The 17107-nt window shown below is 44.3% G+C and carries 14 protein-coding genes and 1 pseudogene; 5 read left to right on the forward strand and 10 right to left on the reverse strand.

The window, feature by feature from the left end:
* Positions 1-460: 460 nt before the first annotated feature.
* The 5 genes from HMPREF9448_RS02445 (at position 461) to HMPREF9448_RS02465 (ending at position 4284) form a co-directional block, all read left to right on the forward strand.
* Positions 461-1723: a sigma-54 interaction domain-containing protein gene (locus HMPREF9448_RS02445; protein ID WP_008860998.1), complete on the forward strand. Its 1263-nt coding sequence runs from the start codon at positions 461-463 to the stop codon at positions 1721-1723.
* 12 nt (positions 1724-1735) lie between these two features.
* Positions 1736-2233 (forward strand): LptE family protein, encoded by a 498-nt coding sequence (locus tag HMPREF9448_RS02450; protein WP_008860999.1) that lies wholly within the window; start codon positions 1736-1738, stop codon positions 2231-2233.
* A gap of 4 nt (positions 2234-2237) precedes the next feature.
* On the forward strand, positions 2238-2951 hold the full coding sequence (locus tag HMPREF9448_RS02455) for a hypothetical protein (RefSeq protein ID WP_008861000.1): 714 nt from the start codon (positions 2238-2240) through the stop codon (positions 2949-2951).
* A gap of 6 nt (positions 2952-2957) precedes the next feature.
* Positions 2958-3323, forward strand: coding sequence for a preprotein translocase subunit SecG (gene secG / locus HMPREF9448_RS02460; protein WP_008861001.1), 366 nt, complete (start codon positions 2958-2960; stop codon positions 3321-3323).
* 91 nt (positions 3324-3414) lie between these two features.
* A complete protein-coding gene (locus tag HMPREF9448_RS02465; RefSeq protein ID WP_008861002.1) occupies positions 3415-4284 on the forward strand; it encodes a YwqG family protein in 870 nt (289 codons plus the stop codon).
* A gap of 696 nt (positions 4285-4980) precedes the next feature.
* Here HMPREF9448_RS02465 and recA read toward each other — a convergent pair.
* The 10 genes and pseudogenes from recA to HMPREF9448_RS02520 form a co-directional block, all read right to left on the reverse strand.
* Entirely contained in the window at positions 4981-6012 is a 1032-nt protein-coding gene (gene recA, locus HMPREF9448_RS02470) for a recombinase RecA (protein ID WP_008861003.1), read from the reverse strand.
* Between the two features lie 12 nt (positions 6013-6024).
* Positions 6025-6480 (reverse strand): thioredoxin-dependent thiol peroxidase, encoded by a 456-nt coding sequence (gene bcp, locus HMPREF9448_RS02475; protein WP_008861004.1) that lies wholly within the window; start codon positions 6478-6480, stop codon positions 6025-6027.
* A gap of 330 nt (positions 6481-6810) precedes the next feature.
* Positions 6811-7710, reverse strand: coding sequence for a helix-turn-helix domain-containing protein (locus HMPREF9448_RS14090; RefSeq protein ID WP_083855831.1), 900 nt, complete (start codon positions 7708-7710; stop codon positions 6811-6813).
* Between the two features lie 34 nt (positions 7711-7744).
* The gene (locus HMPREF9448_RS02485) at positions 7745-8848 is read right to left on the reverse strand and encodes an ABC transporter permease (RefSeq protein WP_008861006.1); all 1104 of its coding nucleotides are present in this window, start codon (positions 8846-8848) and stop codon (positions 7745-7747) included.
* Between the two features lie 2 nt (positions 8849-8850).
* Complete coding sequence (locus HMPREF9448_RS02490) at positions 8851-9945, reverse strand: ABC transporter permease (protein ID WP_008861007.1); 1095 nt, start codon at positions 9943-9945, stop codon at positions 8851-8853.
* Positions 9946-9947: 2 nt separating this feature from the next.
* Positions 9948-11598 (reverse strand): annotated as a pseudogene (locus tag HMPREF9448_RS14980) (ATP-binding cassette domain-containing protein).
* Positions 11599-11619: 21 nt separating this feature from the next.
* A complete protein-coding gene (locus HMPREF9448_RS02505; RefSeq protein ID WP_008861010.1) occupies positions 11620-12513 on the reverse strand; it encodes an HlyD family secretion protein in 894 nt (297 codons plus the stop codon).
* Between the two features lie 12 nt (positions 12514-12525).
* Entirely contained in the window at positions 12526-13806 is a 1281-nt protein-coding gene (locus tag HMPREF9448_RS02510) for a TolC family protein (protein WP_008861011.1), read from the reverse strand.
* On the reverse strand, positions 13803-14426 hold the full coding sequence (locus HMPREF9448_RS02515) for a TetR/AcrR family transcriptional regulator (RefSeq protein WP_008861012.1): 624 nt from the start codon (positions 14424-14426) through the stop codon (positions 13803-13805). The genes HMPREF9448_RS02510 and HMPREF9448_RS02515 overlap by 4 nt, the downstream gene beginning before the upstream one ends.
* Before the next feature lie 1454 nt (positions 14427-15880).
* Positions 15881-17077: a saccharopine dehydrogenase family protein gene (locus HMPREF9448_RS02520; RefSeq protein WP_008861013.1), complete on the reverse strand. Its 1197-nt coding sequence runs from the start codon at positions 17075-17077 to the stop codon at positions 15881-15883.
* Between the last annotated feature and the right edge of the window lie 30 nt (positions 17078-17107).

The following is a 17107-nucleotide window of genomic DNA, read 5'->3' on the forward strand; positions in this document are numbered from 1 at the left end:
TTCCTCTCTCTCTAAATTTCAAAAACGATTTCATAGAATGATATCAATCAAAAACAAAATTATGAAAATCTTGATGTCTTTCGATATATTTTCACGAGAATTTCCATACCACATTCGGAATAATGAATTTTAAAGCAAACAGAAATTCTATCCTATTCCCAAAGTAATAAAAGAATTACAATTCTCTTAAAAAGTTCAAATAAGTCTCGATACCGATAAAATCTCGCCGATAAATCACATTATCGCTTTGCCCGACAAATAGAAAAATATGTATCTTTGCATAAAATGCGAAAATAGGCTACACTCGGCACAAACAAATAAATTGGTTTCTGCTCTTGTTTGCACTATCTTTGCATAAAATGCGAAAATAGCATCGGTTCAGTTTGGAAAACGAATCTATTCATTTCGTTCTGCATTTACTTTTCGCTATATTTGTAAATACATTTTTATTAGAAAACAGATGATTCCGGCAGAAATACAGCAAACCAAACAACGATTCGGCATTATAGGAAATGCTCCGGGTCTGATTCGAGCCATTACAAGAGCTCTACAAATCGCACCTATCGATTTGGCTGTGCTTATTACCGGAGAAAGCGGTGCGGGAAAAGAGTTCTTTCCACAGATTATACATGCCAACAGTTCCCGAAAGCATGGAAAATATATTGCCGTAAACTGCGGAGCGATACCCGAAGGAACCATAGATTCCGAATTGTTCGGGCATGAAAAAGGAGCTTTTACTGGCGCATTATCTGCACGAAAAGGTTATTTCGAAGAAGCCGACGGAGGAACAATTTTCTTGGACGAAGTCGGCGAATTACCCCTCACGACTCAGGCTCGATTATTGCGCGTACTCGAAAGCGGAGAATTTCTAAAAGTCGGTTCTTCCACTGTTTTGAAAACCAATGTAAGAATCGTCGCTGCGACCAACTTGGACATGGTAAAAGCCGTTTCGGAAGGAAAATTCAGGGAAGATTTGTATTACAGGCTCAGCACGATACACATCGAAATTCCCCCATTGAGAGAACGGTCTGAGGATATTCTCCTACTATTCCGTAAATTTTCTACGGACTTTGCGGAGCGTTACCGAATGCCCGTAATCCAGCTGACGGAAGATGCACGCACCGTACTGCTCAACTACCGTTGGCCGGGAAATGTAAGGCAGCTAAAAAATATCACCGAACAAATCTCTATTTTCGAAACGAACCGAGACGTAGACGGAGCAACGTTGCAAAACTATCTGCCTCAATATAATATCGAAAAATTACCGGCTCGCGCCACCTCGAACGAACAAGAGCACTCCTTCTTCGAGAAAGAAAGAAAAATGCTCTATAAGACACTGTTCGAAATGCAAAAAGAGCTGGCAGACCTACATGCGAAAGTAGAAGAACTGACGAGGGAGAAAATTCAAGGACAAACTTCTTACACTCAAACGCCCCAACCGGTTCCTGTCGCACAATCGATGGCTCTTACTCCCATCGTACCATCTGTTCCGGTACATGTCCCGTCCGCCAAACGAACGGCCATAGAAGACACCGTAGGAGAAATAATACCCAACGAACCCGAATATATCGAGGAACAACCTACGACACTCGAAGATACGGAAAAAGAGACCATCAAAAAGGCATTATTACGGAATCACGGAAAACGGAAAAAGACAGCCGAAGAATTAAAAATATCCGAAAGGACTCTTTATCGTAAAATTAAAGAATATAACTTAGAATAGAGCCGCACGACAATGAAACGTTTAACAACTATATTACTCGTCATACTGTCGTCATGCAGTATCTCTTATAAATTCAACGGAGCTTCGATCAATTACGAAACGACCAAGACCATATCAGTAGCGAACTTTCCCATTAAAGCGGCATTGGTTTACCCTCCATTGGAAGAGTTGTTCACCAATTCATTGAAAAACGCTTATACCCGGCAAACGCGATTACAAATGGTTAGCAGCGGAGGAGACCTACAATTGGAAGGAGAAATCACGAACTATGACCTCACCCCGCAAGCCGTAACAGAAAACGCATACGCATCGCAAACGCGCCTGACTATTTCTGTAAGGGTAAGATTCACCAACACCAAAGACCCTCAGTATGACATAGACCAAACATTCTCCGGGTATAAGGACTTTTCCAGCGACCGAATGTTAACCGATGTGCAAGATGAACTTATCCAACAAATCACAGACGAGCTGGTAGATCAAATTTTCAACGCGACGGTAGCCAACTGGTAACACTATGATAACCCGGGAACAAATACGAAACCTTCTAAACGGGATTGGCGATGAAACAATCTCGAAATCCGATGCCGACCAAATGGCCGCGGATTATCCCTATTTCAGTATCCCGCAACTTCTCTATCTGAAATTCACACCGGGAGCCATGCCCGACGAGAAGCGCATACAACAGGCTCTGATTTACGCCAGTCCTCATGCGCACTTAGAAACCATTCTCGGAGTCGAAGGAGAATCTTTCGCCGACCTCTATCCGAAAGCTCCCCGAACCGACAGCACCATGCAAGCGATCGATCTGTTTTTGGGGACATATCGTAAAGAGCAAAAACGAGGTAATGAAGAAGAAAGCCTCGACCGAATTATTTCAGGCAATATACTCGCTCAATCGGACTATATAAGCAACCTGCAAAAAGAAGAACAGACCGATTTAGTCGCAACGCCGGTTCACGAGCACGAGACAAATCCATATCCTGCCGTTCTACCGAAAACAACCGGTCGCAATCAAGAGAATACAGAACAATCCGCCTCCTCCGAAAGCAGCAACGACGACACTTTCTTCACGGAAAGTTTAGCAAAAATCTATATCAAACAAAGACGATATGAGAAAGCATTGCAAATAATTAAAAAATTAAGTTTGAAATATCCAGAAAAAAATATTTACTTTGCAGACCAAATAAGATTTTTGGAAAAATTGATTATTAACATAAAAACAGAATAATAAAAAATGTCAGTAGTATTAACCGTTTTTATCATCTTGGCATCATTGCTGATGATAGGTATTGTATTGGTTCAGAAATCAAAAGGAGGAGGTCTTGCTTCTAACTTCGCATCATCGAATCAAATCATGGGAGTTCGGAAAACAACCGACTTTGTGGAAAAAGCGACATGGACTCTTGCTATTGTTATCATGGTTCTGAGCATAGCTACCGTATTCGTTTCTCACAACGGGCAGCAATCTTCCGTATCGGAAATTAAAGACATTGTAAATACCGAAGCACCGGCAGCTCTTCCCGGATTTGAAACGCCTGCTACCGGAAATAATGCAACACCGGCACAAGAGGCTCCTGTTCAAGAAGCTCCTGCAAACTAAAATATGAAAAGACTTTTATAAATTTTCATATATCAAGCCCGAACGTAATGTGTTCGGGCATTTTTTTACATATCGAAATTTTACTTTTACCATGGACGACACAAAACCATTCTGGCATCTTTTCCGACATAACCGAAACGATGAAAAGCCTTCGGAAATAGAAATCGAAGCAAAGCTCAAAGAGCAAATACAGGCACTTGTTCGTAACGGAATCTTTTTCGACTTTGAAAAAAGAAAAGCAGCCCCCGTACAATCTAAATTCGGGGGAAAACCGGCCCTACCGAAAAAATTCGAATGGCCTCACTACACCGATGAATACGGCGAACACATCGTTCTCCCGTTTTTCCTGCAACTATCTTGCGAAGAACTATCGGTTTACGACACAGACAATCTCCTTCCACACGAAGGCATGTTCTATCTCTTTTATGATCTCACGAATCAACCGTGGAGAAATAGTAAGGGAGCAAAACTATTATACACCCCTACTCCCATTTCCGAATTAGTACCGGCCGATTTCCCCGACAATCTCCCGGAAGAACACAGGCTTCCCGAAATGGCGCTCAAATTCACAGCACATACTTGTGCTCCCGATTGGGAAGATTATGTCGGTATGACAGGCGATGACAACACCGCATATACCGATTGGGATATCATAGAACGAAAATTAGGGAAATGGGGATATCCCCACATGGAATCGGCCGGACGTATCTTGGGATACGCCTCACTCATTCAAAACGGTATAGCCGAAGCATGCGAATCGAGAGCGCAAGAGGAGAAACAACAGACATATAGCAAAAAGTCTGCCCGCGAATGGATTTTACTTCTGCAACTCAACTGTATCGAGGAAGAAGAGGTAGATATACCGTTCGGGGACTGCGGAAGCCTTTACTTTTATATCCGGCAACAAGACTTGGAAAGGCGAGATTTCAGTCAAATTCAATTCGAGCTGCAATGTTATTAGAAAATTCGGCTCAGTAGAAAATCGGTGGGATAGACATGAATTTTAGCGATGTCGTGCCGACAAGCACATTCCGGTTCCCTCGGCGAGTGGTTAAACAAGCAGCCGAATAGATTTTTGACAAAAATCAACCCCTCCTTTACTACTCGACACCCGCCCTATATCTTACTTGACAACAAACACCCTGTAAGGCTATGAGGCTCAGCAAGGAGGAGGGTGAAATCCACTTCGAACATTTTTAAGCTCCTCCATTGCCGTGCCCCGTAACATTACAGGGTGGCACGTATAAAATCGGAATAGAAGCGAAAGAGAAATACATCTCACCCTCCTCCTCTGTGTTTTGCGCAGCAAAATATAGGGGAGGTGGCACGTAGTGACGGAGGGGTTAAAAAACAGCGACAGTAACAGCAACAAAATCAAATCTCAACCATTCCCCCTACCTGGCTTCGCCACATAGGGAGAAGATTAAAAATGATATTTCTCATTTCTGCATAAGGATAGATTTTAAACTTCTCCCCTGTGTTGCGCCAGCAATATAGGGGAGACACCGAAGAAACAATAGTTTCTGAGGAAAGGGGTTAGATTGTATACCTCTGATTTCCTACTGTGCCGAAAATTCCAATCTATATTAACCCGACATTTATAAAAAGAAAAGAGCCGAAAAAATTCGGCTCTTTTCTTTTAGGCTACCCAATATATTTATTTTACAGGTTTCAAGGCCTCCATTATAGCAGCTTCCAATTCATCGGCCAATTCGGGGTTATCCTCTATACATTTCTTGGCGGCATCACGACCTTGCCCAAGTTTAGTATCCCCGTAACTGAACCAAGAGCCGCTCTTCTTGATAATGCCTTTATCGACACCCAAATCGATAATCTCTCCTGCACGGGAAATCCCTTCGCCAAACATGATATCAAACTCGGCTTTGCGGAAAGGAGGTGCGACTTTATTCTTCACCACTTTCACACGAGTCTGATTACCGATAACCTCATCACCATCTTTTAACTGACTGACCCGACGAATATCGAGACGCACGGAAGCATAGAATTTCAATGCATTACCTCCCGTCGTTGTTTCGGGATTTCCAAACATGACCCCGATTTTATCGCGCAATTGGTTGATAAAAATACAGGTCGTGTTTGTCTTGCTGATCGTCGCCGTGAGTTTACGCAACGCCTGTGACATCAACCGGGCTTGCAAACCCATTTTCGAGTCACCCATATCTCCTTCCAACTCAGCCTTAGGAGTTAAAGCGGCAACCGAGTCGATAACGACTATATCGACAGCCGATGAACGAATCAACTGGTCTGCAATCTCCAACGCCTGCTCTCCACTGTCGGGCTGCGAAATCCACAGATTCTCCACATCGACACCCAACTTTTCGGCATAAAAGCGATCGAACGCATGCTCGGCATCGATAATAGCCGCAATACCACCCGCTTTTTGAGCCTCTGCAATGGCATGTATGGCCAAAGTCGTTTTACCGGACGACTCCGGTCCGTAAATCTCGATGACACGGCCTCTCGGATAACCTCCTACTCCCAACGCTGCATTCAAAGCGATGGAACCGGTGGGTATCACAGCGACTTCCTCTACCGAGTCGTCTCCCAGTTTCATAATAGCACCTCGGCCATAACTCTTTTCTATCTTGTCCATGGCCGCTTGTAAAGCCTTCAATTTCTCAGACGAAACCGGCACTCGTTTGCCGGCAGTTTCTTGTTGTTCTTCCATAACGATATATTTTTATTTATTTTTCAAAATTTGTGAAGCATGATTCTTTGTATCCACCTTTTCTATAATATCGGTGATCACACCGTTCTCATCTATTATAAAAGTAGTCCGCACCGTTCCCATATAAGTACGACCGGCCATCTTTTTCTCCCTCCACACGCCGAAAGCCTCGTTCAATTTACACTCGGTATCGGCTATAAGAGAAAACGGCAAAGACTGCTTCTCGATAAACTTGCGATGAGATGCCTCGCCGTCCTTGCTCACGCCTATCACGGCATAGCCCGATGCTTGTAATTCGGCGTAATGATCCCGCAAGCTGCATGCTTCGGCAGTACACCCGGGCGTATTGTCTTTCGGATAAAAATAAAGTATCAATTTACTTCCGGCAAAATCACTTAGCCGAATCTCCTTACCTGCCTGATCTACACCCAATATCTCGGGCGCTTTATCTCCTCGTTTCAATGCCATACTATATTCTATTAGTTTACAAAAATAGTGTACAAGAAAACAGCGACAAAACCGTCCTATCTATACCGCACACACTTGCCTTTGTTCATTACACAAATATACCACTTTTTCTCTCTCCTTCCATCAAAACCGAATAGACAATTACCTATTTTTTCTCTGACGAAGACATGAAAATCGGCCGTGTCCCGGTATAATCCGGTAAACTCATTTCCATTCTCTTTCCGCTCTATCTTTAAGCGATACAAATATAGAGTCGGATATGAGCATACTATATGCTCATTATTATTAATAAATCTTAATACACATATAAATAAAATGGAGACAAAAATATCAATCGCAAATACTATTTAAGTTCTGCAAACGATACTCACTCGGAGAACACCCCACATAACTCTTAAAATATTTTCCGAAGAACGATTGATTGGGGAAATTTAAATCATAGGAAATTTGCTGAACACTTTCTACTCCATGAATCAGTTTATAACAAGCTTCTCGAATCACGATTCCATGAATCCATTTCGACACGCTTTTCCCCGAAAGTTCCCTAACTATGGTCGTCAAATATTTAGGTGTTATACACAACTTGTCGGCATAAAACTTCACCTGTCTTTCCTTCTTAAAGTTTTCAGACAATAATTGTAAAAAACGACCGAAGTACTCATTGTACCTACCACCACCATAAGTACATACGACTTTACGCCCATGCATCAAATCACAAATCACACACAATAACATTGCGATTCCACTCTGTATAGCATAATCATAAAATTCCGTCGCTCCTCTGTATTGGGATATTTTTCTAAAATTTCCGATCAATTCATCAAACTGCTTTCGTTCGGAGTGGGACAAAACGATAACGGGACTTTTCAATACACTCGTATACAAAGCCGTAATATATCGCACCGGAATGGCATTAAAAGCCCCGATTAAAGGATTAAAAACTATACACTTTGCCTCAAATTCATGACAATCGTGAATAACTAGTCGAATCCCCGGACGAATAATTACTAACGAATTACAAGAGAGGTCGAAACGCTCCGTTCCCATGCTTAGACTCATCTCGCCTCTATCGCATAACAAAATGCAAAAAACTTCGGATTGCAGATGCCTACCTACATTTTGTATCGCGTTCTCCTTCCGCCACGACAAAAAATAGAAACCTCTATTATAAGTCTCCTCTCTATCCTCATGGTCGAATAAATTATCAAAAGTCAACAACTCGTACATCATTCAATCTTTTAATCACGATTCTCACACCAATGCATCAAGCCTGCTTTTTATACGTCAATGCCGCCATACTATTGAACAAAACGGCAAAGACGGCTAATGCTACGTAATTAGGCCATAATTCGATAAACATCGTTCCTTTCAGATAAACCGAACGCATCACCTCGACAAAATAACGAGGAGGCAAAATGTATGTAATCCATTGCGCCCATGTCGGCATAGATTCTATCGGAGTGAACAATCCGCTCATCAAAATAAAAATCATCACGAAAAAGAACATGACAAACATGGTCTGCTGCATGGTCGACGAGTTATTAGCGATTGTCACCCCCATACCCGACATCGTAAACACAAAAAGCAAAGCCGCCAGATAAATGGAGCCGGGAGAACCTTCGGGTGAAAGCCCATAAACCAACCATGCCAACACCATGGCGACGGTCAATACAAGAAAACCGATAATCCAATAGGGTATCAATTTAGCCAATGTAAACGATAAACGACTAACCGGAGTAACATTGATTTGCTCGATAGTACCTATTTCTTTTTCGCTTACGAGATTCAAAGCCGGTAAAAAACCGCAAATCATTACCAGCAACATAATCATCAATGCCGGTATCATGAAATGTTTATAATCGAGAGTAGGATTATACCGATTCTGTACCGTAAACAAATCGGGAGATACAACGACCGATTTCTCTCGCTGTAATTCGCCGAAAGTCTGCATGACGAGCTGTACCATATACTGTGAGCCAAGTCCCCCTTTCATAGCGTTTATACCATTCACGTCTATTCCTATCCGCTTGGGCGAATCACCAATTAACGAAAGTTCGAAATCGTTCGGGATAGTCAGTATCACATCGGCCTCACCCCCTTCCAACAAAGCGAACGAGTCGTCATAACTTTCGGTAACGCCTCTCAAATTAAAATAGTCCGAAGCCTCTATTTTCTGGATAATCCGCCGGGAAGTCTCCGAATGGTCATTATCGACCACCGAAACGCCTATATGCCGCACATCCATCGTCGTTACCCATGGAATAATCAATATCACCATCACAGGGAAAACAATCACCAACTTCGGCAAGAACGCATTCCGAAAAAATTGTCGTATCTCTTTATCTAATAAAACAAACAATGTTTTCATCGTTATTCGAGTTTATCGTTAAACTTTTTAAGAGCGACACCCACCAGAACAGCCGTCATGGCAAAGAGAATACAGGCTTGCTGCCATACTTCGGCGAACGGCATGCCCCCTATCATCAGTTTTCGCACGGCATCGATATACCAACGAGCCGGCACGATACACGACAATGCCTGTAAAATACCGGGCATATTCTCCACCGGAAACAACATTCCCGACAACATTATAATAGGCAACATCAGTACCATACCCGAAATGAGCATTGCCGTAACCTGCGTATTAGCCATTGTAGAAATAAACAATCCTAATGCCAGCGAAAGCACCAAATAGAGTAAAGAAAGCCCTACTAAACCAACCATCGAACCCGACATCGGTACTCCGAGGACATATCGCGCCAATACCAGAATAACGACAAGATTCACGCACGAAAGCAAAAAATAAGGAATCATCTTGGCAAAGATGATCCATATCGGTCGCACCGGCGACACCAACAATACCTCCATCGTACCGGTCTCTTTTTCCCTCACGATAGATACAGAAGTCATCATGGCACAAATCAAAATAAAAATCAATCCCATGATTCCCGGCACGAAATTGTAAGAACTCTTCATCTGCGGGTTGTACAACACCCGTGTCGCCGGAGCGACCGATGCGACGGAAATTTCCGACTGAAAAGAACTTTGCAAATATCCTAAACCTGTACCTGCATTATTGGGGTTCGACGCATCGAGAATAAACTGCACCGCCGCCTCTGAGACTCCCTCAATCCCGGCATTCGTCACCAACCGATCATAATCCTCAGAAAAAACCACCACCGCGGTAACATCGCCTTTCCGCAAAACACCGTCGATCTCGGCCTGAGAAATATATCCTTTGAATGTAAAATACGGATTGGCTTCCATACGCTCGATTTGCTGTCGAATAGTTTCCGTACGATTGGGAGCCACTACGGCAAAATCGATATTATTCATTTCGGTCGATATAGCGAAACCGAACAAAAGAATCTGCACGATAGGGAGCAACAGCACGATCAGCATCGTGCGTTTATCCCGTAAAATATGCAAAGCCTCCTTTTTGACAAATGACAAAAATCCTCCCATATCTATTCTCCCCGTTTAGCGCCGCGAGCCAAAGTCCTGAAAACTTCGTCCATCGACCCGACAGCATATTGTTTCTTCAATTCGGCCGGAGAACCCAAAGCCTTTACTTTTCCATCGACCATGATAGATACCCTCGAACAATATTCCGCTTCATCCATATAGTGCGTAGTTACAAAAACAGTCGTCCCCCCGGAAGCGGCTTCATAAATCATCTCCCAAAATTGACGACGGGTAACCGGGTCCACTCCTCCCGTAGGTTCGTCGAGAAAAACCACCTCCGGGCGATGCAAAGTCGCAATGGAAAAAGCCAACTTCTGTTTCCAGCCTAAGGGAAGAGAACCTACCAGCGTATCAATTTCCGATCGGAAATGCAATCGATTCAACATCTCCACCGTCCGGCGAAGCATTTGGTAACGGCTCAGCCCATAAATTCCGGCATACAGACGGATATTCTCGCGAACGGTCAAGTCATCGTATAACGAAAATTTCTGACTCATATAACCGATATGCTTCTTTATCTCCTCTCCCTGCGTCATCACATCGTACCCGGCAACCATTCCACGCCCCGATGTCGGATAACTCAACCCGCAAAGCATACGCATGGCTGTGGTCTTACCGGCTCCATTAGCGCCTAAAAAACCGAATATCTCCCCTCGTTTCACATCGAACGTTATATGGTCGACCGCGACAAAATCGCCGAAACATTTACACAAATCCCTAACCGATATAATTATATCATTCATGCTGCATCAATTTTATAAAAACATCTTCGATTCCGGGTTCGACCGGACGAATCGAAACATTATGAAAACCTTGTCCGTTCAAATGAGCCGTAAACTCATCGGAATCGAACATACTATCGGCAACTAAATGATGAGACTCACCGAACGGGTAACATTCCTTCACGCCTTTTATCCTACGAGCCTCGACGAGTAATCCGTACATATTGTCTCCCGATAACGCATACAAAGGTTCATCGAACCGCGCCGTAATACCGGCAGGAGTATCTATCCCCAGAATTTTTCCATTATTGCACAAGGCTATACGGTCGCAACGACAAGCCTCGTCCATATAAGGCGTAGAAACAAGAATCGAAATACCTTTGCTTTTCAACTCCGACAACATATCCCAAAATTCACTTCGGGAAACAGCATCGACCCCGGTCGTAGGCTCATCGAGAAATAACACCGACGGACGGTGAATCAAAGCACAGCACAAAGCCAATTTTTGCTTCATGCCACCCGACAATTTTCCCGCACGCCGTTTTCGAAATGGTTCTATTTGAGTGTAAATAGGAGCGATCAAATCATAATTATCTTTCACGCCTACCCCGAATAGAGCTGCGAAAAATTCAAGATTTTCCTCGACCGACAAATCGGGATAAAGCGAAAAACGCCCCGGCATATATCCCACCCGTTTTCGGATTTCTTTATATTGCCCGACAATATCGAATCCATCTACTGTCGCCACTCCATCATCGGGATTCAGTAACGTTGCAAGCAGACGGAAAAGCGTGGTCTTGCCGGCTCCATCGGGACCTATCAAACCGAACAACTCTCCCCGCCTCACCTCGAACGTTATATTTTCGATTGCCGTGAGCGAACCGTACCGCTTGGTCAATCCTCGTATTTCTATGGCATTCCGTACAGCCATCTCTCTATTTGTTTTAAGTTGTTATTGATGAAGACGCACCTCTCCGTAAAGACCTATTTTTAACAGGCCATCGTTCTCGACCGCGATTTTCACCGCATAAACGAGGTTGGCTCGGGTGTCACGGGTCTGAATCGACTTGGGTGTGAACTCGCTCTCCGATGCAATCCATGTAATGCGACCCGGATATTCTCTCTGCTTATCTCCCCCGAAATCGGCCACGACGGTTACCTCCTGTCCCACGCTCAAATCGGACAACTGATCCGATGTGAAATAAGCCCGCAAATACAATCGGTCCATATCGGCGACCTTCATCAAAGGCTTACCGGTCGCAGCCAACTCCCCAGCCTCGCTATACTTCACCAATACCGAACCGTCGATAGGAGAAACGATACGACATTTGGAAAGACGGTCTTCGACCTGAGCTATTTGCAAATCAATAGCCGATGCATTTTCATCGATCGACGACGTATTGTTTTTCAAGGTCGAGAGCAAAGCATCCAACTGCCCGTTCAAAACCCGAAGAGACGCATTAATATCGTCCAACTGCTTCGTTGTAGCCGCCCCGTCTTTCAACAAATTTTCCACTCGGCGACGTTCTGTCTCCTGTTGGGCGATTTGTCCCCTCAAAGCCGCTGCTTGCTTGGAAATATCGGGACGGTTGCTATGCACCGAAGCCCGCTGACGCTCCAATTGCAACTTCTGTAAATAGAGTTGCACGGTATCTATCGCTCCTACCTGTTTCCCTGCCGAAAGAGTATCGCCTTCCTCGACATCGAAGCTGAGAATACGGCCTGCTGCTTCGGCCGACACGAGGACCTCAGTTGCCTCGAACGTTCCTGTCGCATCAAAATCTCCACCGTTGCCACAAGCTGCCAGCACGACAGTCATGGCGCTATAAACTGCTATCCTTTTCATTTTACGCTGTATTTATCGATTAATGGTATGTTTATATTCATAAATTGCTTTCAGCAATTCTATTTCACGCATGCTACGAGCCATAGAGGCCGTGGATTCGTCGGTAATTTTCGACAACAAGTCATGGGTATCTATAATTCCGTTCCGCAATTTAGACTCGGCCGCCTCGCGTACCGACCGACGAAGAGCCACGATACGGTCGTCATCGGCAATCGCCTTGCGTAAACGCGCGATATCCCCATTCTCCTGAGCCGCCTGCAAATTCATATTAAAAAGGAATACATCTCGCTGAACTTCGACCTGCTGCCGAGAAGTACGCAATTTATTTAAATTATTTTTCTGTGTATAATAAGCCCCGAAATTCCAAGACAATTTCACGCCGAGCATAGCATTCCAACTCCAATCGCTATTCATCATACTCTGCATATAGTCCAATCCCGGATAACCATAATATCCCTGAGCAAAAAATCCCAAGCGAGGCATAGACGACGATTTTACCATCTTTTCTTGCGCCATAAGCCTGTCTATCTTCGCTGCGAACATAGCCAACTCGGGACGTGCCGATTCTCCCGACAAGGGCTGTACGGCACTGGGACGCAGCAACTTTCGATCGCCCACCTTTTGTCCGATGAATATGCCTAACATACGACGATAACTATCGCAAGAAGACTCGAACTGAATGAGCTGCTGTCCTACCGAAAGCAACTCGGCCTCCAAAACATCGGCATCGGACTGCATCGCCACCCCGTTCCTCTGCAACGCCCGGACTTTTTCCAAATTACTCCGTAGAAGATTCAGTGTCAAATTCGTTTGAGCTATGCGCTCGTCGAGCAAAAGGATTCCGAAATAGAGATCGTCCACCCGGCCTTCCAGTTCGTAAAGATCGACATCTGTCATCGTTTTCTGTTCGGCGGCCTCTGCTCTGGCTATACGCTTGTCGGCAACAGACTTGCCCCCGTCCCAAATCGTTTGGTTCAATTCCAATGCCACTTTATATTGGTCTTTTCTCAATCCCGGAATTTCCAGACCTTGCTGAGCCAACATACCGGTCAGTTCCTTCGGGAAGTTAGGCGCATCGGTCTGCCAAGTAGCCTGAGCGGAAAAAGCAAGCTGCGGTATCCATGCCCTCGCAGCATTAGAAAGGTTATACTGTTCGGTTTGGTGAACCAAATCGTACTGACGAATTTCTGGATAATTTTCCCGGGCAAGTCGCCGGCATTCGTCGAGCGAAAGTTGAGCATGCCCGGCAACTACCGAGAACAGCCATACACACAAAATAACAACTCGCTTCATAATTCATTATTTTTTATACGACGCATAATCATTTCAATATTCTCAGCCTTACGCAATTCAAAAAAGCGATTCCGATCGGCAGCAATATCTCCCAATATAGGCTCTATAATCGGATAGGCAATAAACGGAAAAACATTAAGAGAAATAATATCCAACAATAACATTCGGACATCGACCCATTCTACCTTTCCCTGCGCATGCAACTCGTCCAACTCCTGCTGAATACCCTTCATCAAACAATCTGCCACTTTCACGATTTTATCGCTCATAAGTTTATATCGTTCAGGACGGCTAAAAACCTCGTTTACGATAAAACGAGGTAATTGCGGATTAGCGGCAATGAAATCAAAATGACAGGTAACTCCGTCTTTCAGCCGCTCCAAGAGAGGCAATCCCGGTTGACCGAAAGCAGCCAGAACCGACTCGCTCATCAATTGTACTTTTTCTGTAAGAATACGCTCGAACAACTGTTCCTTCGTTCTGAAATAATAATGCAACATGGCGTGTGTCACGCCAGCTGCATGCGCGATCGAAGTAGTCTTTGCCCCATCGAATCCCTTCAACATAAACTCTTGCTCGGCCGCTTTCAAAATCTCCGATTCGGTATCTTTCGTTTTCATATTTTGTATTAACAATATAGTTTAATAATTTAGTCTAACAATTTTGTTAATACAAATATATAAGATATCATTTCAGAATAACATCACTCTTCTTCCTTTTTGTATTTATTTAACACTATCGTCCGCTAATCCAATAGGAAAAACGAAAGAAATAGCGGGTTTATCAACAACATAGGCAATCCCCTGTAACCGAAATAACGACAGGCAATCCCAAGAATAGAGCGATTAATTTCCACGAAGCATCTGGAAGTAAATAAGATTCAGTAGAAAATTCGTGGGGACAGACTTGAATTTTAGCGATTACACGTCTCCCTTATATTGCTGACGCAACACAGGGGAGCCCCCGAAGAAACACCCATTTCTGAGGAGAGGGGTTAAGATTAATAGCTTAGAAATTTTTGAGGATAACGTTAGATAAAATGAAATATTTAGCATTTACCCTCTCCCCTGCTGTGCCCCGTAGCATTACGGGGCGCTACAAAACAATATAGGGAAAAAGGCTGCTTTTCAATCCTCCTCCCCTGTGTTTTGCAACGTAAAATATAGGGGAGGTGTCCGAAGAACGGAGGGGTTAAAAAACAGCGACAGTAACAGCAACAAAATCAAATCGCAATCTCTCCCCCTGCCGTGTCCCGCAGCATTGCGGGGCGCTACAAAACAATATAGGGAAAAAGACTGCGTTGCAATCCTCCTCCCCTGTGTTGTGCACAGCAAAATATAGGGGAGGTGTCCGAAGAACGGAGGGGTTAAAAAACTGCGACAGCAACAGCAATAAAATCAAATCGCAACCTCTCCCCTGCCGCGTCCCGTAGCATTGCGGGGCGCTACAAAACAATATAGGGAAAAAGACTGCGTTGCAATCCTCCTCCCCTGTGTTGTGCACAGCAAAATATAGGGGAGGTGTCCGAAGAACGGAGGGGTTAAAAAACTGCGACAGCAACAGCAATAAAATCAAATCGCAACCTCTCCCCCTGCCGTATCCCGCAGCATTGCGGGGTGTGGCGCAACGATATAGGGGGAGTGCCCTCAGGGCGAGGGGGTTAAAACAGAAAAACGAAAAGATTGAATCTGCGATGAGTAGAGGAAAAAGATTAAAGGAGACATTTTGAACAGCCTTTCAACCCCTCCGTCACTTCGTGCCACCTCCCCTATCGCACATTCGTGCGCAGAGGAGGAGGTTAATACTTTCGGCCGTCTTTTGCCCTTCGCCCCTGTTTCGATTAAAAATCGAAACAGGGGCGAACCCGAAGAAACTACCGTTTCTTCGGTGAGGGGCTGGAATATACAAGGACAATCCCCTCGAATTATCGACTGAATCGTAGATAATACGCAACCGACTTAGATAAAAAGAGCAAAGGTTGGTATGCCTAAACAAAACACAAACCTTTTTCTCAAAAAATAGGACTATCCGTTGTACAGACAGCCCTATCCAAAAAAGTCTTTATTTACTATAATTACAACTCTATATCCCCATTGAACACTTCGTGCCACGGCAGACCTTGTTTGTTGAGCTGTTCCATGAAAGGATCGGGATCGAATTCCTCTACGTTATAAACGCCCGGTTTTTTCCACTTGCCGGTGAGAAACATCATGGCTCCGATCATAGCAGGAACGCCCGTGGTATAGCTCACACCCTGTGCTCCGGTTTCGAGATAGGCAGCATGATGGCTACAATTATTATACACATAATAAGTAAGTTCCTTTCCATCTTTTCCAATACCCCGAATGCGACAACCGATAGAGGTCTCTCCCGTGTAATTCTTACCGAGGTCTCCCGGGTTGGGCAAAACGGCTTTAAGGAACTGGATAGGTACGATCTCTACCCCGTTGTACATAATAGGATCGATACGTGCCATACCGATATTTTGAATCACACGCAAATGAGTGAGATACTCTTGTCCGAAAGTCATCCAAAAACGAGCACGCTTAATAGTAGGATAATTTTTAACCAGCGATTCCAACTCCTCGTGATAAATCAAATAGGATTCTTTGGGGCCTATATTAGGATAAGTGAGAGGACGATGAATCTCGTGCGGCTCTGTCTCGATCCATTTTCCGTTCTCGTAATACTTACCTTTTTGGGTTACTTCCCGGATATTGATTTCGGGATTAAAATTGGTAGCGAATGCCATACCATGATTACCGGCATTGCAATCGACAATATCGAGATATTGCATCTCTTTGAAATAATGTTTCGCTGCATAGGCCGTATAAACCCCGCTCACACCCGGATCGAATCCGCAACCGAGAATAGCCGTCAACCCGGCTTGCTCAAAACGTTCCCGATAAGCCCACTGCCATTTATATTCGTATTTAGCTTCGTCGAGAGGCTCATAGTTGGCCGTATCGAGATAATTGACACCGCAATGCAAACAGGCATCCATAATCGTCAAGTCCTGATAAGGCAAAGCCACATTGACAACGATATCGGGCTTATGCTTTTTGAACAATGACACTAAATCCTCAACCTTGTCGGCATCGACACGGTCGGTCACGATACGATTGCCGCCAATAGCATCGGCTATGGCATCGCACTTGGACTGCGTGCGACTTGCCAAAACGATTTCGGTAAACACATCGGGATTCTGCGCTATTTTATGCGCCACCACCGTTCCTACTCCTCCGGCTCCGATAATAAGTACTTTTCCCATTTTATATCTCTGTTTTTTTTATTCGTTATT

This window comes from Barnesiella intestinihominis YIT 11860, assembly GCF_000296465.1.
GTDB lineage: Bacteria > Bacteroidota > Bacteroidia > Bacteroidales > Barnesiellaceae > Barnesiella > Barnesiella intestinihominis.